27 protein-coding genes are annotated in these 20,157 nt (G+C 63.2%); 9 read left to right on the top strand and 18 right to left on the bottom strand.

Features of this window, described 5'->3' with window-relative positions:
- Complete coding sequence (locus tag FJ948_RS00850) at positions 1–705, bottom strand: TIGR02281 family clan AA aspartic protease (RefSeq protein WP_140701296.1); 705 nt, start codon at positions 703–705, stop codon at positions 1–3.
- Between the two features lie 9 nt (positions 706–714).
- Positions 715–945 carry a DUF1289 domain-containing protein gene (locus FJ948_RS00845; RefSeq protein WP_140701294.1) on the bottom strand — a complete coding sequence of 77 codons (231 nt, stop codon included), beginning with the start codon at positions 943–945 and terminating at the stop codon, positions 715–717.
- A 198-nt stretch (positions 946–1,143) separates the two neighbouring features.
- Here FJ948_RS00845 and FJ948_RS00840 point away from each other — a divergent pair, with 198 nt between their 5' ends.
- The gene (locus FJ948_RS00840; RefSeq protein WP_140701292.1) at positions 1,144–2,142 is read left to right on the top strand and encodes a nicotinate-nucleotide--dimethylbenzimidazole phosphoribosyltransferase; all 999 of its coding nucleotides are present in this window, start codon (positions 1,144–1,146) and stop codon (positions 2,140–2,142) included.
- A gap of 32 nt (positions 2,143–2,174) precedes the next feature.
- On the opposite strand, the gene FJ948_RS00835 is transcribed toward FJ948_RS00840, so the two are convergent.
- A complete protein-coding gene (locus FJ948_RS00835) occupies positions 2,175–3,695 on the bottom strand; it encodes an ATP-binding protein (protein ID WP_140701290.1) in 1,521 nt (506 codons plus the stop codon).
- 76 nt (positions 3,696–3,771) lie between these two features.
- On the opposite strand from FJ948_RS00835, the gene FJ948_RS00830 reads away from it, so the two are divergent.
- The 4 genes from FJ948_RS00830 to FJ948_RS00815 all read left to right on the top strand — a co-directional run bounded on the left by FJ948_RS00830 (position 3,772) and on the right by FJ948_RS00815 (position 6,255).
- Complete coding sequence (locus FJ948_RS00830) at positions 3,772–4,395, top strand: thermonuclease family protein (protein WP_140701288.1); 624 nt, start codon at positions 3,772–3,774, stop codon at positions 4,393–4,395.
- A gap of 34 nt (positions 4,396–4,429) precedes the next feature.
- Positions 4,430–5,041, top strand: coding sequence for a glutathione S-transferase (locus FJ948_RS00825; protein WP_140701286.1), 612 nt, complete (start codon positions 4,430–4,432; stop codon positions 5,039–5,041).
- On the top strand, positions 4,981–5,655 hold the full coding sequence (locus FJ948_RS00820) for a uracil-DNA glycosylase family protein (RefSeq protein ID WP_140701284.1): 675 nt from the start codon (positions 4,981–4,983) through the stop codon (positions 5,653–5,655). The genes FJ948_RS00825 and FJ948_RS00820 overlap by 61 nt, the downstream gene beginning before the upstream one ends.
- 108 nt (positions 5,656–5,763) lie before the next feature.
- Positions 5,764–6,255, top strand: coding sequence for an Lrp/AsnC family transcriptional regulator (locus FJ948_RS00815; protein ID WP_006205209.1), 492 nt, complete (start codon positions 5,764–5,766; stop codon positions 6,253–6,255).
- Positions 6,256–6,264: 9 nt separating this feature from the next.
- On the opposite strand, the gene FJ948_RS00810 is transcribed toward FJ948_RS00815, so the two are convergent.
- The 12 genes from FJ948_RS00810 to moaA all read right to left on the bottom strand — a co-directional run bounded on the left by FJ948_RS00810 (position 6,265) and on the right by moaA (position 15,493).
- Positions 6,265–6,828 carry a DUF3299 domain-containing protein gene (locus FJ948_RS00810; RefSeq protein WP_140701282.1) on the bottom strand — a complete coding sequence of 188 codons (564 nt, stop codon included), beginning with the start codon at positions 6,826–6,828 and terminating at the stop codon, positions 6,265–6,267.
- A 103-nt stretch (positions 6,829–6,931) separates the two neighbouring features.
- On the bottom strand, positions 6,932–7,636 hold the full coding sequence (locus tag FJ948_RS00805) for a DNA alkylation repair protein (protein ID WP_140701280.1): 705 nt from the start codon (positions 7,634–7,636) through the stop codon (positions 6,932–6,934).
- Positions 7,637–7,642: 6 nt separating this feature from the next.
- Positions 7,643–8,512, bottom strand: coding sequence for an NAD(P)-dependent oxidoreductase (locus FJ948_RS00800; RefSeq protein WP_140701278.1), 870 nt, complete (start codon positions 8,510–8,512; stop codon positions 7,643–7,645).
- A 125-nt stretch (positions 8,513–8,637) separates the two neighbouring features.
- Positions 8,638–9,462, bottom strand: a complete 825-nt coding sequence (locus FJ948_RS00795) for an ABC transporter permease (protein WP_140701276.1) — start codon at positions 9,460–9,462, stop codon at positions 8,638–8,640.
- Positions 9,459–10,175, bottom strand: coding sequence for an ABC transporter permease (locus FJ948_RS00790; protein ID WP_140701274.1), 717 nt, complete (start codon positions 10,173–10,175; stop codon positions 9,459–9,461). Before FJ948_RS00790 ends, FJ948_RS00795 begins: the two co-directional genes overlap by 4 nt.
- A gap of 75 nt (positions 10,176–10,250) precedes the next feature.
- A complete protein-coding gene (locus tag FJ948_RS00785) occupies positions 10,251–11,036 on the bottom strand; it encodes an ABC transporter substrate-binding protein (protein ID WP_140701272.1) in 786 nt (261 codons plus the stop codon).
- 159 nt (positions 11,037–11,195) lie between these two features.
- Complete coding sequence (gene mobB / locus FJ948_RS00780) at positions 11,196–11,705, bottom strand: molybdopterin-guanine dinucleotide biosynthesis protein B (RefSeq protein ID WP_140701270.1); 510 nt, start codon at positions 11,703–11,705, stop codon at positions 11,196–11,198.
- Positions 11,702–12,334, bottom strand: a complete 633-nt coding sequence (mobA, locus tag FJ948_RS00775) for a molybdenum cofactor guanylyltransferase MobA (RefSeq protein ID WP_140701268.1) — start codon at positions 12,332–12,334, stop codon at positions 11,702–11,704. Before mobA ends, mobB begins: the two co-directional genes overlap by 4 nt.
- A gap of 54 nt (positions 12,335–12,388) precedes the next feature.
- Positions 12,389–13,309, bottom strand: coding sequence for a DMT family transporter (locus FJ948_RS00770; RefSeq protein WP_140701266.1), 921 nt, complete (start codon positions 13,307–13,309; stop codon positions 12,389–12,391).
- A 180-nt stretch (positions 13,310–13,489) separates the two neighbouring features.
- A complete protein-coding gene (locus tag FJ948_RS00765) occupies positions 13,490–13,849 on the bottom strand; it encodes a hypothetical protein (protein WP_140701264.1) in 360 nt (119 codons plus the stop codon).
- Positions 13,850–13,969: 120 nt separating this feature from the next.
- A complete protein-coding gene (locus tag FJ948_RS00760; protein ID WP_246677434.1) occupies positions 13,970–14,386 on the bottom strand; it encodes a hypothetical protein in 417 nt (138 codons plus the stop codon).
- Positions 14,387–14,497: 111 nt separating this feature from the next.
- Positions 14,498–15,493: a GTP 3',8-cyclase MoaA gene (moaA, locus tag FJ948_RS00755; protein ID WP_140701260.1), complete on the bottom strand. Its 996-nt coding sequence runs from the start codon at positions 15,491–15,493 to the stop codon at positions 14,498–14,500.
- 192 nt (positions 15,494–15,685) lie between these two features.
- Between moaA and FJ948_RS00750 the strand changes: the two genes are divergently transcribed.
- Positions 15,686–16,039 carry a DUF971 domain-containing protein gene (locus FJ948_RS00750; RefSeq protein WP_140701258.1) on the top strand — a complete coding sequence of 118 codons (354 nt, stop codon included), beginning with the start codon at positions 15,686–15,688 and terminating at the stop codon, positions 16,037–16,039.
- Positions 16,040–16,119: 80 nt separating this feature from the next.
- A complete protein-coding gene (locus tag FJ948_RS00745; protein ID WP_140701256.1) occupies positions 16,120–16,731 on the top strand; it encodes a pyridoxamine 5'-phosphate oxidase family protein in 612 nt (203 codons plus the stop codon).
- Between the two features lie 23 nt (positions 16,732–16,754).
- Here the strand turns inward: FJ948_RS00745 and FJ948_RS00740 are convergent, their stop codons facing one another.
- Positions 16,755–17,207, bottom strand: coding sequence for a MarR family transcriptional regulator (locus FJ948_RS00740; RefSeq protein ID WP_140701255.1), 453 nt, complete (start codon positions 17,205–17,207; stop codon positions 16,755–16,757).
- 47 nt (positions 17,208–17,254) lie between these two features.
- On the opposite strand from FJ948_RS00740, the gene FJ948_RS00735 reads away from it, so the two are divergent.
- Positions 17,255–18,166, top strand: coding sequence for an alpha/beta fold hydrolase (locus FJ948_RS00735; RefSeq protein ID WP_140701253.1), 912 nt, complete (start codon positions 17,255–17,257; stop codon positions 18,164–18,166).
- Positions 18,167–18,178: 12 nt separating this feature from the next.
- Here FJ948_RS00735 and FJ948_RS00730 read toward each other — a convergent pair whose 3' ends face one another.
- Positions 18,179–18,574, bottom strand: coding sequence for a rhodanese-like domain-containing protein (locus tag FJ948_RS00730; protein ID WP_140701252.1), 396 nt, complete (start codon positions 18,572–18,574; stop codon positions 18,179–18,181).
- A gap of 64 nt (positions 18,575–18,638) precedes the next feature.
- Positions 18,639–19,247 (bottom strand): TetR/AcrR family transcriptional regulator, encoded by a 609-nt coding sequence (locus FJ948_RS00725; RefSeq protein WP_140701250.1) that lies wholly within the window; start codon positions 19,245–19,247, stop codon positions 18,639–18,641.
- A gap of 99 nt (positions 19,248–19,346) precedes the next feature.
- Here FJ948_RS00725 and FJ948_RS00720 point away from each other — a divergent pair, with 99 nt between their 5' ends.
- The gene (locus FJ948_RS00720) at positions 19,347–20,093 is read left to right on the top strand and encodes a 3-oxoacyl-ACP reductase family protein (protein WP_140701248.1); all 747 of its coding nucleotides are present in this window, start codon (positions 19,347–19,349) and stop codon (positions 20,091–20,093) included.
- The last annotated feature ends 64 nt before the right edge of the window (positions 20,094–20,157 follow it).

Raw genomic sequence — 20,157 nt, 5'->3', positions numbered from 1 at the left:
TCAGTCGCGCAGAATCATACGATCGCCGCGCACATCGAAGCCCGAGAGCGAGCCGATGAAGTTCATGCCGAGCAGACTTTGGCTGAGCATGCCGGGCGCGGCGACCATCACCGACATATCCTTGCGCACGATGCCGCCGATTGCCAGCTCGTTGGTCTTGACCGCCGCGGCGCGCGCCATGCCGTTGGCGGTCGAAACCGGTATGGTGTAGTTCAGCGCCGCCGGATTGAAGCCCGCGGCCTGAGCGTCCTCCGAAGTCAATACGGTGCTGGTCGCGCCGGTGTCGACGACGGCCCGCACCGGATTGCCATTGACCAGAATGCGCGCCTCGAAGTGACCGTTGTCGGCCTTGTCCAGGGTCACCGTCGCGTGGCCGTCCTCGACGCCGAGCGCCAGGGGACTGACGGGAACTAGGCCCGCGGTCACCCGGCTGGCGACGTCCTGCAGCTCGTAGCGATATTGATAGCCGGCGATCAGAACGAGCACGATAGCCGCCCAGGTGCCGAGGTTGCGGGCCATCACGCCCAGCGGAGCCGACCGCAGCAAGCCGGCGCCGATGAGGGCGCCGAAGGCACCGAGCCAGATCAGCCGGCCGAAATCGTCATTGTCGACGCCGAGCGTGCTGCCGGCGGAATCGTTGAGCATGAGCAGCACCGCTCCCACACCGATCATCGCCATCACAATCCAGAACAGCCGGCTGCTCATCCGTCCTCGCTAGAATGCGTCGCGTTCGCGCGCCATGCGGGTGCGGCGCGTTTCGCGGCGCGGCCGGCGCTCGACGGTTTCCAGCCGGGCCGGCAGTTCGGCCATCACATTGCGGCGCGTCTCGGGCGTCATTCCCATCCAGGCGCCGATTTCCTCGCGCGTGCGGCCGCAACCGAAGCAGAAGCCGGTCTTCATATCGATCGAACAGACCAGGATGCAGGGAGACTCGATGACCGTCATGACTTTCTCTGGAGGACCCCGTTCGGAGTCCGCTCTTCCATCTCCACATGGTGCAACGGCAAAGCCAATGCAAGCCCTCGCGATAGCGCCGTCCATGGCCGCCTTTGCGGCAAACCGGGAAGGACGATCGAGGAGGTTGTGCCGATCACGCAACGCGGCTATGCCGCTCGCCAACATCCAGGAATGATTGTTCGCGACATGACCAGTGCACTGCCTTTCGACGATTTCCGCAACCTGCTCGACAATTTGCCGCCCGCGGACCTCAAAGCCGAGGCGCGCGTGCGCGCGCTGTTTGCCAAGGCCGACAAGCCGGTGAATTCGCTTGGCCGCGTCGAGGACATCGGCGCATGGCTTGCCGCATGGAGCGGTCGCGCTCCGCCTCTCGTGACGAGGCCCTTGATGGCTGTCTTTGCCGGCAATCATGGCGTTGTCAGGCATGGCATTTCGCCACGGCCGGTGGCGGCGACCGCCAACGCCGTCGAACTTTGCGCGGCCGGTGGTGCGGCGATCAACCAGATCTGCATCGCCAACGACCTCGGCCTGAAGGTGTTCGATCTTGCCCTGCACATCCCGACCGGCGATATCACCGAAGACGCCGCGCTCGATGAGCGCGGTTGCGCGGCCACCATGGCCTTCGGCATGGAAGCAATCGCCGGCGGCACCGATCTGCTTTGCCTCGGCGATCTTGGCGTCGGCAATTCCACCGTCGCCGCCGCCCTGTTGGCCGCGCTGTTCGGGGGCAGGGGTGCCGACTGGGTTGGCCCGGGGTCGGGCGCCGATGCGACGATGCAGGCCCGCAAGGCAGAGGTGGTCGATGCGGCGCTGGCCTTTCACGGCGCCCGTCTGGAAGATCCGCTCGAAGCGCTGCGCCGGGTCGGAGGCCGCGAGTTCGCGGCGATATCCGGCGCCATCCTGGCGGCACGGATGCAGCAGATACCGGTGCTGCTCGACGGCTTCGCGGCAACGGCTGCCGCGGCGGTATTGTATGCGGCTAACCCCGTCGCGCTCGATCATTGTCTCCTTGCCAGCCTGTCGCCGGAGCCCGCGCATGCAAGGGCCGCCGAACACATTGGGTTGCGTCCGTTGCTTGATCTCGGCATCAGCCATGGAGAAGGGGCGGGAGCGGCCCTTGCGGCCGGGCTGGTCAAGGCCGCGGCACTGACCAGTTCAGGCATGGCGGCGGCTGTTCGGGGATAACCACGCCCAACACCGGGCGCAGACGAGGTCCGCTACCGGCGTCGTGCGGCCACCGCGGCTGTCGGCAGCGCCGGCAGTTCTTCCATCACCCGGCTCAGCGGGAAGATGGCGATCGCCTCGGTGCCTTCACGCAGCTTGGAGTGAAGTTCGAACTCGCCGCCATGCATGGCGAGCAGCCCCTGCACGATCGGCAGGCCAAGCCCGGTGCCTTGCTCGGCGCTCTTGATGGCGATCGAACCCTGGCCGAAGGCTGAAAGCACGACCGGGATCTCGTCTTCTGGGATGCCCGGGCCGTTATCCCGAATCGAAATGTATTGCCCGCCGCCCGCCGTCCAGCCGACCCGGACGCGGATTTCGCCGCCGGTGGCGGTGAACTTGATGGCATTGGACAGAAGGTTGAGCGTGATCTGGCGCACGGCGCGCTCGTCGGCGAACAGCCGCGGCAATGTCTGTTCGAAGTCCTGGACGACGCGGATATCCTTGTTGCGTGCCTTGAGTTCCATCATATGGCAGCAATCCTCGACGATGTTGAGCAGCATGACCGGCTCCTCGTTGAGCTGGTAGCGGCCAGCCTCGATACGCGACAGGTCGAGGATCTCGTTGATCAGGTCGAGCAGGTGCTGGCCGGAATCATGCACGTCATGGGCGTAGTCGCGATAGGTGGGATTGCTCATCGGCCCCAGCACCTCGTTCGCCATCACCTCGGAAAAACCCAGAATGGCGTTGAGCGGCGTGCGCAATTCATGGCTCATCGAGGCGAGGAAGCGCGACTTTGCCAGATTGGCGTCCTCGGCCCGCCGCCGCGCCTCGTCCGACATCGACTTCGCCGTCTCCACTTCGGCGATCAACGCATCCTTTTCGGAGCGAAACGACAGCAGCATCAAGGAGGACAGGTTGAGATGGCGGGCGATATAGGCGAAGAAAGGCAGCGACACGACGAGCAGCCCGGCCATGATCGCTTCGACCGGCATCCACAGCTTCACCCCGGCATAGGCATAGAGCGCCACCGGAACGGCAAAGGTCGCCAAAAGAGCTCCACCCAGAGACGAGGCCATCACCGCGGTCGATGCCATGGCGAGCAGCAGCACCACCGCCTTGGCCACCTGGAACTGATCCACCGCGCACGCGCCACAGCCCAGCAAAACGAACCAGGCCCAGCCGAGGCCGCAAAGAAAATGCGCGACCAGGAATTCTCGTCGCGTTTGCAATGGGTTGAGCGCGGAAGCTTCCGTCCGCTCGATCCGCCTCGCCATGAAGGCGACAATGGTATGGGCGGTGAGCGTGAACAGCGCCCAGAGCCCGATCTCGTTTCCGACGCCGGCGAACCGGCCCGCCGCGGCGATTGCCAGGACGAGCAGCGGGATAACCACCGCGCCGCTTGTCATGGCCCGTGCGTGAAGCTTCAGCAGTTCCCGATCGAAATCGGGATTGCCGGCCTGCTGCGAAAGACGGTCGCGCGTCTTGCGCACCGCGCGCGCGACATCGGTGTTGCGATGCCGTTTCCTGCGGTCCACAATGAACTTGTCCGCTGTGTTCGAGCGTTGCAAGGGCATCAAAAGCTTCAATTTATGCGCGCAGCGATTTCAAGGTGTTAAGCTACGTTCGAATGATTAACCAACCGTTTGCCATATGAGCCGTTCGTGGTCGCCGAGGTCGCGCAGGCGGTACGCGGCGCCGCGCCCGAGAAGCCCGTGGCGCAAGCTGCTCGACTATGCGTTGGCCACCATCATTCTGGGACTGCTGATCCTGCTCGCGGCGCGTCTCGACCGGGTGGAGACGCGCAAGACGCAAGGTAGCGCCATCATCAATGACGGCGATTCGATCACGCTCGGCACCGAGCGCATCCGGATGCGCGGCATCGACGCCCCGGAATACACGCAGACCTGCCGCAGGAACGGGGCCGATTATGCCTGTGGCACGCTGGCGCGCCAGTCCCTGGTGCGGCTGATCGCCGGCAGGCCGGTCATCTGCAGCGGCTGGCAGAGCGATCGCTATGGCCGGTTGCTTGGCGACTGCAAGGCCGGCGGCACCGACCTCAACCGCGCCCAGGTCGAAGCGGGCTGGGCCGTCGCCTATGGTGATTTCGAAAGTGAGGAAGCGATTGCCCGCGCGGCAAGGGCCGGTATCTGGGCGGGCACGTTCGATCGGCCACAGGACTGGCGCGACAGCCATCATGGCGCGGTCGTGGAGCGGAAACACGGCAGGCTGGCGTCGATTGGTGATGCCGTGCGGGAGATCTTCCGCTTCTGGTGAAATCTCGTATGGCGTGAGGAAAAGGAGGATGGACATGAAGCTCTTTGACGGCGGCCGGGCGCCCAACCCGCGGCGGGTTCGCATTTTCCTCGCCGAGAAGGGGATCACGGTTCCGCTGGTGCCGGTCGACATGGGCGCGCTGGAGCACAAGCAGCAATCGGTCAGCTCGCGCAATCCGTTGCGGCGTCTGCCGGTTCTGGAGCTTGACGACGGCACCATCCTCACCGAATCCGTCGCCATCTGCCGCTATTTCGAGGAACTTCATCCCGAGCCGGCATTGTTCGGACGCGGCGCGCTTGGCAAGGCGCAGGTCGAGATGTGGCAGAGGCGGATGGAGTTCAACCTGCTCAGCAGTGTCACGCAGGCTTTCCGCCACATCCATCCGGCCATGAAGGAATGGGAAATCCCGCAGATTCCCGAATGGGGCGAGGCCAACAAGCCGAAGGCGGTGGAGTTTCTCGAGTTGCTCGATGCGGAACTCAGCAGCCGTGAATTCGCCGCCGGCGACAGCTATTCGATTGCCGACATAACCGGCCTGATCGCGATCGATTTCATGAAGCCGGCACGCATCAAGGTGCCGGAGGAATGCACCAATGTGTTGCGTTGGCATCAGGCTGTCTCCAGCCGGCCGAGTGCCGCCGCTTGAGCATGGACCTGGATAGCTTCGCCGCGACGATCCGCGCGTGCCGCATCTGCGTCGACAATCCCGTCGGCAAGCCGCTGCCGCACGGGCCGCGACCGGTGCTGCGCCCCTCGTCCAACGCCCGCATCCTGATCGCCAGCCAGGCGCCTGGAACCAAGGTGCATCTGTCGGGCATGCCCTTCACGGATGCCTCGGGCGACCGCCTGCGCAACTGGCTCGGTGTGACCAGCGAGGAATTCTACGACCTCGAGAAATTCGCCATCGTGCCGATGGGCTTCTGCTTTCCCGGACAAGACGCCAAGGGCGGCGACCTGCCGCCGAGGCGCGAATGCGCCCCGGCCTGGCGCGCGCCCTTGATGGCGCTGATGCCGCGCATCGACCTGGTGCTGACGATCGGCATCTATGCGCAGACCTGGCACATGGGCGCGGCGCGGCGCGCCTCGCTGACGGAAACGGTGATGGACTGGCGCGCCATCTGGGAGAATTCCGTCGGCCCCAAAGTACTGCCGCTGCCGCATCCGTCCTGGCGCAACACGGGCTGGTTGAAGCAGAATCCGTGGTTTGAAATGGATTTGCTGCCTTTCCTGCGGTCGGAAATCCGCTATCGCCTCGGCTAGGCATTCAGCAAGAAATCACTCGCTTTAGACGCTGGCGGCAGAATTTCTTTCTTGTAGATGGGCCAAATAAAAGGGAATATAGCGAAACTATTCCACCAGGAGCCTCCGATGGATCGCCTTGACCGAAAAATTCTCCGCCTCTTGCAGGAGGACGCGACGCTCGCGGTCGCCGACGTTGCCAAGAAAGTCGGCCTGTCGACCACGCCGTGCTGGCGGCGCATCCAGAAGCTCGAGGAAGAGGGCGTTATCAAGCGGCGCGTCGCCATTCTCGACCACGAAAAAGTCAATGTGCGGGTCACGGTCTTCGTGTCGATCCGCACCAATTCGCACAGCCATGAATGGCTGCGCCGGTTTTCCGAGGTCATCCAGGAATTTCCGGAGGTGGTAGAATTCTACCGCATGAGCGGCGACGTCGACTACTTGCTGCGCGTCGTCGTGCCCGACATCGCGGCCTATGACGCCTTCTACAAGCGGCTGATCGCCAAGATCGAGATCCGCGACGTGTCGTCGTCCTTCGCCATGGAGCAGATCAAGTACACGACCGAAATCCCGCTCGATTATATGGTGCTGGACAAGGAGTCGGGCGCGAACGCGGCCTGAGGCCGACGCTTAGTTCTTCTTCTTGTTGAGGAAGCTCCAGGGCGAGTTCACCGGCAACACGACCGAATCCGGAACTGTGTCGACGCTCACGACATCGGCTTTGCGCACGCTATAGCCGGACTGGATGACGCTGACGCCGTCGAGAATGAACAGCTGGCTTTTCTCCATGTCCGGCTTCATGGCGCCGGTGACGGAGACCGCTTCGTAGGCCTCCGTCATCTTGTACGGACGGGCTGGCGTGACCAGCACGATCTGGTTGGGCGGCGGCGTCGGCATGTGGCTGCACGCCCCGGTCCACGGCACCAGCAGGAACTGATAGACGAGGTCGCCGTCGCGATCGACCGGCAATGCATAGCCGGCTAATTGAATGGTTTTGTCCTGCAGGGCGACCGACAGCGTCTCACCATGATCTGGCAGTTTCGCCGCGATCATCGGCAGGCCGGCGTCTTCGGCGACCGCCTGCGTTGCCGGGCGCAAATCCTTCCAGAAGATGTGCGCGGTCTCGGCCGAAGCGCCGGCCGTGGAGAGGGCAAGCGCGGCGGCGAGCGCAATGATCGATTTGAGATGGTTCATGGCCGCATCCTTTGCGGGCGAGTAAAGACGCGACGGCGGGTGGCGTCAATGCACGAGCCCCATCACATGTCGGCGATATCCGGCCGCGGCAAACCTCAACTCGTCAGGCCTTTCTGGCGGCGAGGCGTTCGTGCGTTTTGGCATGCGAAAGTTCTCTCACCGCATCCTTGCCGATCCAGCGTGCCGTCTTGTCCGTGGAGGTGGCAAGCCTGTGCGCCAGCGCAAGGGCAGGGGCGTGCAAAGCCATTGACCGTTTGCCGATCTGCCGCAGCGCCCAATTGACCGCTTTGCGGACGAAGTTCCGCTCATCGCTGCAATGGGCTTCGACCAATGGCAGGTAGGACTGGAAGGTCGCGTCGGGTTCCTTTTTCAAGTGCACCGCCGCCCATGCCAGCATGGCGAAGGCGGTGCGGCGGACGAATTCACGCTCGTCGGCGGCAAACTCCGCGACCAGATGGCGCCAGAACGGCGTATCCACGAACAGATCGGAGACGGTGTCGACGATCTCCCAGGAATCGAAATCGCCGGCCCAGCGGCGGCACTCCTGGATGGTGATCTTCTTCGGCTCGCCGGTGAAAGCCGCCATCAGCCGCGCCTCGCGTATGCCGCTGTCCCACAGCGCCAGCGCTCGCTCGTGGTTGCGCTTCAGCTTGCGCGCCAACGGCCGCAAGTCCGCATTGCCGATACCGAGCGCGGTCGTGGTGTTGATGCCGAACCGCGCCATGCCGGCGCGGTTTTCCTCGGTTCCGATCGAACGCAGATGCGCGATGATGTCGTTCGCGGTCCAGCCTGGAGCAGGCAGGGACATTGTCGCCTACTTCTCCAGTCGCGCCAGCAGGGAGGATGTGTCCCAACGCTTGCCGCCCATGGCCTGCACGTCCTTGTAGAACTGGTCGACAAGGGCGGTCACCGGCAGCCTGGCGCCATTGCGGTCGGCCTCTTCAAGGCAAATGCCGAGATCCTTGCGCATCCAGTCGACGGCGAAACCGAAATCATACTTGCCGGCGTTCATCGTCTTGTGCCGGTTCTCCATCTGCCAGGAGCCGGCGGCGCCCTTGGAAATCACCTCGATCACCTTCTCGATGTCGAGCCCGGCCTTCTTGCCGAAATGGATGCCTTCCGACAGTCCCTGCACCAGCCCGGCGATGCAGATCTGGTTGATCATCTTGGTCAACTGGCCGGCGCCCGCCGGCCCCATCAGCCCGACCATGCGGGCAAAGGCGTCGATGACCGGCCTGGCCTTGTCGAAGGCTGCCTGATCGCCGCCGACCATGACCGTCAACACGCCATTTTCGGCGCCGGCCTGGCCACCGGAGACCGGCGCATCGAGAAAGGAAAAGCCGCCCACTTGCGCGGCTTCGGCCAGTTCGCGCGCGACTTCCGCCGAGGCGGTCGTGTTGTCGATGAAGACCGAGCCTTTCTTAATCGCCTTGAAGGCGCCTTCCGGTCCCGTGGTCACCGAGCGCAAATCGTCGTCATTGCCGACGCAGGAAAAGACGAAATCCTTGCCCTCGGCTGCCTGCGCCGGTGTCGCGGCATGGCTGCCGCCATGTTGGGCGACCCATTGCTCGGCCTTCGCGGCTGTGCGGTTGTAGACGGTGACGTCGTGGCCGCCCTTGTTCTTCAGGTGTCCGGCCATGGGATAGCCCATGACGCCAAGACCGAGAAATGCCACCGATGCCATGCCTTGTCCTTCCGGCGAAACAGAGTTTTCAGTTGCGGAAGCTCTAGGCCATGCGGCGAATTCGTCAAGGCGCGTGCCGCCGCATCGACTGGCACAGGCCGGTCAGGAGCGGTTTCGGCGATGCCTCAGCGGTGCAGGTGAATGGTGATCCGGCGCTCGATCCATTCGACGCCATGACGCAGGATCTCGACCATCACCAGGTAGACGATGGCGACCCAGACATAGGCCTGGAAGTCGAAGGATTTGGCGTAGGCGAGCTTTGCATTGCCCATCAGGTCATAGACCGTGATGATGGCGACGATCGCCGAAGCCTTGATCATCAGAACCAGTTCATTGCCGTAGGGCCGCAAGGCCACGATGAACGCCTGCGGCAGGATGACCTTGCGCAGCGTCTGCAGCTTGTGCAGGCCGAGTGAGGCGGCGCCCTCCCACTGGCCCCTGGGCACACTCTCTATGGCGCCGCGCAGGATCTCGGCCTGGTAGGCAGCGGTGTTGAGCGCGAAGGCGAAGACGCCGCAGTTGAAGGCCTCGCGGAAGAACCACCACAACCCGACGGATTCAAGCTGCAGCCGGAAAGAGCCCAAGCCATAGTAGACGAGGTAGACCTGAACCAGCAGTGGCGTGCCGCGGAAGAAGTAGACGTAGCAGTAGGCGAGGCCGGACAGGAAACGGCTCTTCGACATGCGGCCATAGGTGACGGGCAACGAAAAGATCGCGCCGACCACCATCGAGATCGCAACGAGCGACAGCGTCGTCCACAGGCCCTGCAGATAGGCTGGCGCATATCTGGCAAAGAACTCGCCATTCCAGGCATAGATGAGATAGGCGAGGATACCGAGGCCGAAGAGAATCCAGAGGCCGACGAGCGCGTACCCGACGATACGGGTGCGCGGCCAGCCGCGTGCCCGCGGCGGCGGCCGGTCGACGGAGATGGCTTGGCTGACGCTCATCGCGCTTCCCTCCGCCCGAGCGAGCGCAAGATGAACCCGGTCGCGATCGACGACAGGATTGCCAGCACAAGGAAAACCAGCGCGGCCACGCTGTAGAACAGGAAGGCGTGTTTGGTGACACGCGCCGCCACGCCGGCGTTGCGCAAGGTTTCGGCGAGGTTGACGACCGAGACCAGGGCGGTGTCCTTGAGCAGGCTGAGCCAGCAATTCTCAAGGCCTGGAAAGGCGATGCGCAGCAGCTGAGGCAGGATCACCTTGCGCATGGTCAGCCATGTCGACAGGCCGATCGCGTAGCCGCCCTCATACTGGCCCTTGGGAATGGCGCGAAAGGCGGAAAGAAACACTTCGCTGGCATAGGAGGAAAAGATCAGCGACAGCACGATCATGCCGGCGATGAAGCTGTCGACGTCGATCGTCGCCTCGGGCTTGAAGAGGCGGATGACGTATTGCAGCAGGATGGGCATGCCGAAGAAGAACAGGAAGAGCGTCACCAGTTCCGGCAGGCCGCGAAACACGGTGGTGTAGATGTTGGCGGCCGCCCGCAGCGACGGTTCTTCGGATTGTTTGGCCCAGGCGACGAAAAAGCCGATCGTCAGACCGATCGGCAGCGTTGCAAGGGCAAGCGCGATGGTAATCAACGCGCCATAGGCAATATCGTCACTCCAGCCTTCCGGTCCCCAACTGAGCAGTGTCCATATGCTTTGGGCTGGCATTGACTGGTCTTACCCCACGGCGCTCCCGAGATGAACAAGGCGGCAGGGGACCCCCGCCGCCTTGGCAATAAACTATCAGGACTCGGCGCCGTAGACGTCGAACTTGAAGTACTTATCGTTGATTTCCTTATATTTTCCGTTAGCGCGGATGGCGTCGATGGCGGAATTCAGCTTGTTGACCAGGTCGGTGTCACCCTTGCGAACGGCGATGCCGGCGCCAGGTCCGAAGATTTCGACCGGTTGCGGCGAGGGCTGGCCGAGGATCTTGCAGCAGGCGCCATCAGGCGTATCCAGCCACTGCTGCAGCACCACGATATCGTCCTCGATGGCATCGAGACGGCCATTGGCCAGGTCAGCCTGTTCCTCGGGGCTGCTCGGATAGCCCTTGACGGTGCTGTCCGTATAGGTCTTCGAGGCATAGTTGAAATGCGTCGTCGTGGTGGCGACACCGATGTTCTTGCCGGCAAGGTCTTCCTTGGTCACGCCCTTGAGCGGCGAATCCTTCGGCACCGCGAGCGCCGAGGGCGTGTTGTAGTATTTGTGCGAGAAGTCGACCTTCTCCTGCCGCTCCGGCGTGATCGACATCGAAGCGACGATGGCGTCGAACTTGCCGGCCTGCAGGGCTGGAATGATGCCGTCCCAATCCTGGGCGACGAAGGTGCACTTGACCTTCATTTCATCGCAGAGCGCCTTGGCGATGTCGATGTCGAAGCCGACAAGCTGGCCATCCGCGGTGAGGTTGTTGAAGGGGGGATAGGCGCCTTCGGTGCCGATCCGCAGGGTCTTTTCCTGGGCCTGGGCTACGCCGAGCGTCAGCAGCGCAGCCGATGCGGCGAGCGCGATACGCAGTGCAATACGCATGATAGTCCTCTCTTTATGGTCCCGGCCGTCGTTCCGAAACGGCTCTATGGGGCGGTGCTTTTTGACCGCCCGCTGGGGCGATACTCCCACTCTTTCCAAGAAAAAAGCAACTGCAAAACCGCCAAAATCGGCAATAGGCTTCTGCCCTTACGTTACTTCTCAAGCAACGAGGCCGGTCGTGCGCTCGATGAAGTCGGCTATGGATTTTACGTCGTTGAGGTCGAATACCGGCAGGACCTTGTCGGTGAGGGCGAAATCGGCGGCGACGGCGACAATATTGGGGTCAGCGGCCGCAAGCGGCGTCCGGTCCTTCGCCTCCAGCCGTCGCGTTTCGATCTTGCGGTGGGCTTCGCGCTTGTAGCCTTCGACCAGCACGATGTCGCATGGGGCAAGCCGCGACAGGATGGCGTCCAGCGGCGGCTCCTGCTCGCCACGCAACTCGTGCATCAGCGCCCAGCGATTGCCCGATACGATCGCAACCTCGGTGGCGCCGGCCTGGCGGTGGCGGAAGCTGTCGGCGCCCGGCTTGTCGATGTCGAAATCATGATGCGCATGTTTGACCGTTGAGACTTTCCAGCCGCGCCGCACAAGCTCGGCGACCAGCTTTTCCGTCAGGGTGGTCTTGCCGGAGTTTTTCCAGCCGGTGATGCCGAAGACGCGTCTGTTCATGACGTCATGCTCTGCAACAGGAGTTCAGCCTGGGCAAGATCGTCAGGCATATTGATGTTGAAGAATGGATCGATGGGTTGGCCGGCGGATTGCAGGACCGGGAATTCGACCTCGACATGGCCGTGCCGTTCGATGAAGGCCGAAACCCGCCTGTTGTCCTCATCGACCAGGAAAAGCCGCAAGGCGTCTCGGCATCCGATTGGCCATAGTGCGAAGGTCGGATGCGGCCTGCCTGCGGAGAATGCGACGGCGATCGAACCGGGACTTTCATCGGCCGCCGCCGCCAGACGGTCGACGAGATCAAGCGGCAGGAAAGGCGTGTCGCCGGCAGCGGTGACGATTGCCTTGCAAGGCGTGCCGGCGGCCGCCCATTCGAGGCCGGCCAGGATCCCGGCAAGCGGTCCGGCAAAGCCTTCGACGGTATCGGCAAGCACCGGCAGTCCGAAACGGTCAAACCGTGCGGGGTCGCCATTAGCACTCAGCGCCAGCGTTTCACTCTGTGGGGCGAATCGGGACAGGATCTGGTCAAGCACGCAGCCAGCGCCGAGCGGCAACAGGCTCTTGTCACCACCGCCCATCCGCCTCGACTGGCCACCGGCCAGAATGATCCCCGCGACATGCCGATTCATACCACCCAGCCTGTACGCCAGCCGCCGGAAACCGCAAGCACCTTCAAGGTCCGTCTAGAGTCCGTCCGGCGCCATCGCCGGACCGGTGGTTTCGGCGACGATCCTGCGCCGGCCGACCATCCGCTCGCGATAAAGCGCGTAGAGACCCGAGCCGACGACGATGGTGGCGCCGACGATCATCGGCATGTCCGGCACGTCACCGAAGATGATCAGGCCAAGCAGTATCGACCAGAGGAGTGCCGTGTAGCGGAAGGGGGCGATGAAGGAGATCTCGCCCGAGCGCATCGCCATGATGATGAACTGATAGCCGATCAGCACCAGCACCGCGGCCAGTGCCAGCAGCATCGTGCTTTTGCCGGCCATCGGTGTCCAGCCGCCCATCGGAGACAGCAGCGCCGCGCCGACGATGGTCATGGCAAGCGCGGTGGCGGTCGAGACCAGCATCGTGGGGATGACCTGCGGGATGCGCTTGGTCGAGAGGTCGCGCACCGTGCAGCACGCAACGGAGGCCAGCGCCCAAAGGGAATAGGCGCTGAATCCGTCGAAGCCCGGCCGCACGATGACCAGCACGCCGATAAAGCCGACGGCGATCGCCAGCCAGCGCCGCCAGCCGACCGCTTCGCCGAAAAACAGGGCGGCTCCCATCGTCACGGCCAGCGGCAGCGCCTGCAGAACGGCCGAAACGCTGCCGATCGGCAAATGCGCGAGAGCGACCAGGAAGGAGACCGTACCGCCCGCTTCACCCAGCACACGGATCGCAACCAGGGGATGCAGCATCAGGCGCGGCTGGAGAAGCGCGCCACGTTGCCAGGCCAGCAGGCCGACGAAGAGCGAGGCGAACGCCCCTCTGATCAGCATGACCTGCGCCATGTTCATCGACTGCGAAGAGTATTTGGTAATGGCGTCGTTGAGCGTGAAGCCAACCATCGCCACCACCATGAACAACGCGCCGCGAAGGTTTGGGGAGAGGGGCAAGACACCTACCGATTGCCTGAGCAGGCAAGCCTGTAACAGCCCGCCACGGAACAGCAACGGCAAAGGGCTGGGCCAGGGCCCGATATCCATCTTCACCAACGTGAAATCATCCTGGATCCGGCACGAATTCCATCGGAAGGCGGCATCGCCTCCCGAAAGCTGTCCAGCCGTAGGCGACGACTATTTCTTCGGCGTCAGCACCTCGGTGCCGTTGCCGTCCTTGCCGGCGATGGTCCACAGGCCATGCAGCGACCCGTCATCCTCGACTTTGTAGACGACGAGGCCGATATCCTTGCCCATGACGTAGCCGGCGGAGAAGGCGTTGTCGTTGCGCATGCAGATGCCATCCGAGGATGAGCCGCCCGTCTCCCAGTGGATCGTGCAGGTGGTGCCGCTGGTCAGCGTGATGGTGGCTTCGCCGCCATAGGCCGAACCGTCGAAATTGGTGCCGGCGACGGTGTAAGTGCCGCCGATCGATTGGGCAGCTGCGGGCAGGGCCGTGAAGCCAAGCAACGCAAGAGAAAGAATGAGTTTGCGCATGACGTATTCCCCCTGTGAGCGAAGAGCCGCTTACGGGCGGAGGCTAGGCTGGAACAAGCTGGCCGTAAATCCGGCACCGGTTTGCGAACAAGACTTTTTCTGGGGTGTGATCCGAAATACTCACTGTCCCTTGAGGCTGCCTGCGATGGCACCGACCAGCGGATCGTATTTCGACTTGAGGGCCGGCGGATAATCGATCCAGACCGTGCGGATTACGCCATCGCGGCCGAACAGGCGCCGCTCGTAAAAGATCTTTCCGTCCTTCATTCCCGACAGCACTGCCCAGTTCTTGCCGGTCTTGCTGTAGGTGACCGCATAGCCGGGTTCCTTGCTCGCCTTTTCGTCGGCGACAAAGCCTTTCGGCGTGTCTTCGTCGACGTTGAGGATGCCGGAGCAGGTCAGGCTGGCGCCGTCCTTGCTCAGCCACACCTGACCGTCACCGTTTTCAGGCTCGGGCTGACGATCGGTAAAGATTTCGTCGGGAAAGGTGCAGACGGTGCCGAAGCGCTCGTTCACGTAGGTGGATTGCGCGGCCATCGCGGTGCTCGCCAAGACAGCAGCCAGAGATATGACGATCAAAAAAAGCCACCGCATGCCTTGCCTCGAAGCCGATGATGCAAGGCATTCTCGCACAGGCAGGCGAGAAGGTCAGCCGCCCGTGACGCTCATATGCCGGGACACCGATGGACGGCTGGTGCGGCGATCGATGATGAAGTCATGGCCTTTCGGCTTGCGGCCGATGGCTTCGTCTATAGCGTCGCAAACAAGTTCGTTGCCTTCGGATGCGCGCAACGGCGTACGCAGGTCGGCGGCATCTTCCTGTCCGAGGCACATATAGAGCGTGCCGGTGCAGGTCAGTCTGACCCGGTTGCAGCTTTCGCAGAAATTATGCGTCATCGGCGTGATGAAGCCGAGCTTGCCGCCGGTCTCGGCGACGTTGACATAGCGGGCCGGTCCGCCGGTCTTGAAGGGGATGTCGGTCAGCGTGAACTGGCGCGCGAGCGATGCGCGCAGCAGGGATAGCGGCAGATACTGGTCGGTGCGGTCGGCGTCGATCTCGCCCATCGGCATGGTTTCGATGACCGTCAGGTCCATGCCGCGGCCATGCGCCCAGCGCATCATCTCCGGCAGTTCGGCGTCGTTGAAATCCTTCAGCGCCACCGCATTGAGCTTGACTTTCAGTCCGGCCGCCTGGGCGGCATCAATACCTGCCATGACCTTGCCGAGGTGACCCCAGCGGGTGATGGCGTGGAATTTGTCGGCATCGAGCGTGTCGAGCGAGACGTTGATGCGCTTAACGCCGCAATCGGCGAGCTCGCCGGCGAAACGCGACAGCTGCGAACCGTTGGTGGTCAGCGTCAGTTCTTCCAGCGCGCCGCTGTCGAGGTGGCGCGACAGCTGGCGCACCAGATGCATGATATTCTTGCGCACCAGCGGCTCGCCGCCGGTGAGGCGCAACCGTCTCACACCCTTCTCGATGAACACGGTGCAGAGCCGGTCGAGTTCTTCCAGCGACAGCAGGTCCTTCTTGGGCAGGAAGGCCATATCCTCGGCCATGCAATAGGTGCAGCGGAAATCGCAGCGGTCGGTGACCGACACTCTGAGATAGCTGATCGTGCGACCGAAGGGGTCGATCATGTTCATGTCCGAGCGTTTCCGTGGCCGTTACCGGCGTCGTTATATACAGCTATGTGATACGATCCAGCCCGCCATTCAAGATAGCTTGCCTCGATCTTTGGTAACATTCCCCGACCGACATTGCATGTCGGACGCCTTCGACGCCTTTGCGCAGCGGGCGAAGCAGCGTAGGGAAGGGACATTCAAGCAGGATAGATCATGACAGCGCCAAAGGAACTGAGGGTCTCCAGGGACCGCAAGCTGCTCACCGTGACGTTTCCGGGCCACCAACCGTTCGAGCTGCCGGCGGAGTTGCTGCGCGTGGCATCGCCTTCCGCGGAAGTGCAGGGTCATTCGCCGGAACAGCGGGTGACGGTGCCCGGCAAACGCGATGTGACCATCCTGAAGATCGAGCCGATCGGCAATTACGCCGTGCGCATCACCTTCGACGATTTCCACGACACCGGCATCTTCACCTGGACCTATCTGCATACGCTCGGCCACGAGAAGGACGCTCGCTGGAGCGCCTATCTAGCGGAACTCGCCGAGAAGGGCTTGAGCCGCGATCGTTAGCCGCCGTTGCGTCGTCAAAACGTCATGGATCGGGAGTACGGGCGATCGGGAGTAGGGGGGCGGATCGGGAGACGAAAAAGATGTCAGTCATCACCACGGTCGAGCAACTCGAAGCGCTTTACGGATTGCCCGGCGAAGCCTCCGTGGTCAAGGAACTCGACCATGTCATTCCCGAATATGCCGCCTTTATCGAAGCCTCACCCTTCGTCGCGCTCGCGACCAGCGGTCCCGAGGGACTGGATTGCTCGCCGCGCGGCGATCTCGCGGGCTTCGTGAGGATCGTAGATCCAAAGACCGTGATGATGCCGGACCGGCGCGGCAACAACCGTGCCGATTCGCTGAAGAACATCATCCGCGACCCGCGCGTCGGCCTGCTGTTCCTCGTGCCGGGCTCCGGCACGACGCTGCGCATCAATGGCCGTGCGCATATCAATACGGACGCAGCGCTGTGCGCGTCGTTCATCATCGAAGGCAAGCCGGCGCGTTCGGTGACCGTGATCGAGGTCGAGTCGGTTTATTTCCAGTGCGCCCGGGCGATCGTGCGGTCGGAACTGTGGAATCCGGAGAGACACGTCGACCCGAAATCGCTGCCGACCCCCGGCCAGATCCTGGAAATCACCAGCCGCAAGAACATCGACGGCGAAACTTACGACAGGGAATGGCCGGAGCGGGCGAAGAAGTCGATGTGGTAGTCAGTTGAGGGCGGAAGAGGCGATCACGCCTCGTTCAGCACCTCATAGATTTTACGCATCTGCTCGCCGATCATGTCGCATTGCTCCGGTGTCGACTGGCTCATCGCCTTCTCGATCAGCGCCATATGCACTTTCAGCGCCTGCATCAGCAGCGCCTCGCCAGCTTCGGTCAAAGTAAGCCGCAAGATGCGCTTGTCCTTCTCGTCGCCTTCGCGCCGCAGCAGACCACGCACTTCCAGCTGCGGCAACAGCATGGTGATGTTGGAACGGCCGACGAGCAGCTTGCGGGCAAGGTCGTGCTGCGACATGCCGGGATGGCGGTAGAGATTCATCAACACGTCGAGCTGCGCCGGCTTGAGGTCGAGCGGCGCGAGTTTCACCGCCAGCGTGCGCTCCAGCACATGGCAGGCGCGCGCCACCGCGACCCAGTTGCGAAAACGCGGGTTGTCCCAGGGTAGCTCTTGTTTATTGTTCATCTTTGAACTATTATGTTCATGCTTGAACGTATGGATGGATTCCCACTATGGCATCATTCGGGCTGAAGGTCATCCGAGGTGTGTTTGGTGCGGCCGAACATGTCGCGCCACGCATCACCGGGCGCGCGGCTTTCGAATTGTTTTGCCGCACGCCAAGCACGCGGACGCTGACCGACGGCGAACGCCGCGCCATCGATCGCGCCGCGGCATTCATGGCCGAGGCGCGGCATCACAGGCTGAAGACCGCGACCGGCTGCGTCATGGTGCATGAATTCCGCCCGGAGCCGGGCCATGAGCCCGCCGGCACCGTTCTCGTCATTCATGGCTGGCGTTCGCGCACCGAATATATGCGCGTGCTGATCGAAGGTTTTCGCGCCGCCGGCTACAAGGTCGTCTCGCTTGATCTTCCTGGCCATGGCCATTCGCAGGGCAGGCACCTGAACATGGTCAATGCCGTCGAAGCCGCGAGGGTGGCCGGCCAGTGGTTCGGACCGTTCGTGGCCGCCGTCGGCCATTCCTTCGGAGGCGCCGTTGCCGCCAATGCCATCGCCGGTTCCGTCAAGGACATCCCGCCGCTGGCGGCGGGACGTCTCGTGCTGATCGCGGCGCCAAGTTCGCTGCCGGCGATTTTCGCCGATTTCAGTCGCATGCTCAATGTCGGTCCCCGCTCGCAGGTCGCGATGGCCGATCGTGTCGAATATCTCTCCGGCCGGCCGCTGCATGAATTCACCGGCGACCGCCAGCTGGCCCAGGCGCCGGTGCCGACGCTGGTCATCCATGCTTCCGACGACCGCGAGGTACCGGCTGAACATGCGCGACGTTATGCCGGCGCCGGCGACCATGTGCGGCTGCACTGGGCCGACGGGCTCGGCCATCGCCGCATTCTGGCCGACAAGGGCGTGGTTGAGCGCGCCGTCGGCTTCGTGACCACGCAGCGCGAGCCGTCGCGGATCCACTGATCCGCGTTCAGGCTATTTCTTCTTTTCCCCGGGCTCCACGGGCAGTCCGGCGGCCTTCCAGGCGGTGTAGCCGCCGAGGATGTGCTTGACCGGGGAGAGACCCATGTCCTGCGCAGTCTTGGTGGCCAGCGCCGAACGCCAGCCACCGGCGCAAAAGAAGACGAAGCTTTTTCCGGAAGCGAAAAAGGGCTTGTGGTAGGGGCTTTCGGGATCGATCCAGAACTCCAGCATGCCACGCGTGACATGCCTGGCGCCGGGAATTCTGCCGTCGCGCTCGATCTCGCGAGGATCGCGCAGATCGACGAAGATGGTGTCCTCGTCGTCGAGCAGCCCGGCTGCTTCCTCGGGTGACACCACCTCGATCTCGGCATTGGCCTCGTCGAGCAGCTCGCGATACCCTTTTTTCACGGACGATCCCCTCCCGGCGCTCTTTCGCCGCAGAGCGGATTTCCAGCACAACGCCAGCGCTTTGTCACGCCGTTCCGGCAAGTCCCTGCCATGCCGCCATCGCTCCGGCGACCGTCGCCATCAGCGCATCACATGAAGCGCCGTCGCGAGCCTGGATCGACATGCCGTGCTGGACCGTCGCATAGAAGGTCGCCGCTGCATCGCTGTCGAACCCCGCCGGCAATTCGCCTTCCGCGACACCGCGCTCCAGCCGCCTGAGCAAGAGGGTGTGGTTTTCGGCGCGGCGGCGGCGCAGATCATCGCAAATGGCGCCGCTGCTTGAATCCTGGTGCAGCGCGCCAAGCGCGATCAGACAACCCTGCGGGCGGTCGTTCCGCGAATAGGCCTTGGCGGTCTGGCGCAGAAAATTCTCGATCGCCTGGCATGCCGTCGGCGCCTCGTCCAGCGCGGTCCAGATCTCCGTGCCTTCGGTGCCCGTGTAGTAGTCGGTCGCTTCGAGGAACAGTGCCTCCTTGCTGCCGAAGGCGGCATAGAGGCTGGGTGAACCGATGCCCATCGCCGCCGTCAGGTCGGCGATCGAGGTGCCTTCATAACCTTTGGCCCAGAACAGCTCCATTGCCCGCCGCAAGGCGGCGGTTCGATCGAAGGTGCGGGGACGGCCTCTTTCCGGCATGGCGCTCTTTTGTGTGTTGATCGATACATAATTCAGTTGACGCCGCCGGACAAGGCTGCCAGAAATTTATGTATCGATCGTTACATAAAGGAGAATGACATGTCAGCGAACGGATTGAACGGCAAGGCAGCTTTGGTCACCGGCGGCAGCCGCGGCATAGGTGCCGCGATTGCAAAGCGGCTTGCGGCCGACGGCGCTGACGTCGCCATCACCTACGTGAACAGCGCGGCGCCGGCCCAGGCTGTCGTTGCCGAGATTGTCGCGGCGGGTGGGCGCGCCATTGCCATCCAAGCCGACAATCGCGACGCCGCCGCCATCGAAGGCTCGGTCACCGAGGCGATGAACGCCTTCGGCCGCCTCGACATTCTGGTCAACAGTGCCGGCATCTGGCGCGCCGCACCCATCGATACGCTGTCGCTTGCCGATTTCGACGAAACCATGTCGGTCAATCTGAGGGCGCCGTTCATTGCCTCGAAGGCGGCGGCAAGACATATGGGCGAGGGCGGCAGGATCATCTCGATCGGTAGCAATCTGGCCGAGAGGGTTACCGACACCAGCCTGGCTGCATACTCGGCCAGCAAGGCGGCGCTGGTCGGCCTGACCAAGGCATTGGCCCGCGACCTCGGGCCACGCGGCATCACCGCCAATATCGTGCATCCCGGCTCTACGGATACCGACATGAACCCTGCCGGCGGCCCGCATGCCGAACATCAAATCCAGAAGATGGCGACCCCGCGATTCGGCAAGGCGCACGATATTGCCGGCATGGTTGCTTGGCTCGCCGGCCCCGAGGGCCGTTTCGTCACCGGGGCCGCGCTGACCATCGACGGCGGCGCAAACGCCTGAAGACGCTGCGCCCCCGCGAACGGCGCGGCGATCTGGCCGCGCCGACCGTCACGATGTTGTGAAA

The organism is Mesorhizobium sp. B2-3-12 (assembly GCF_006442205.1).
Taxonomy (GTDB): Bacteria; Pseudomonadota; Alphaproteobacteria; order Rhizobiales; family Rhizobiaceae; genus Mesorhizobium.
Note: the sequence above shows the minus strand (reverse complement) of the source record. Positions and strands in the feature narration are given on the sequence as shown.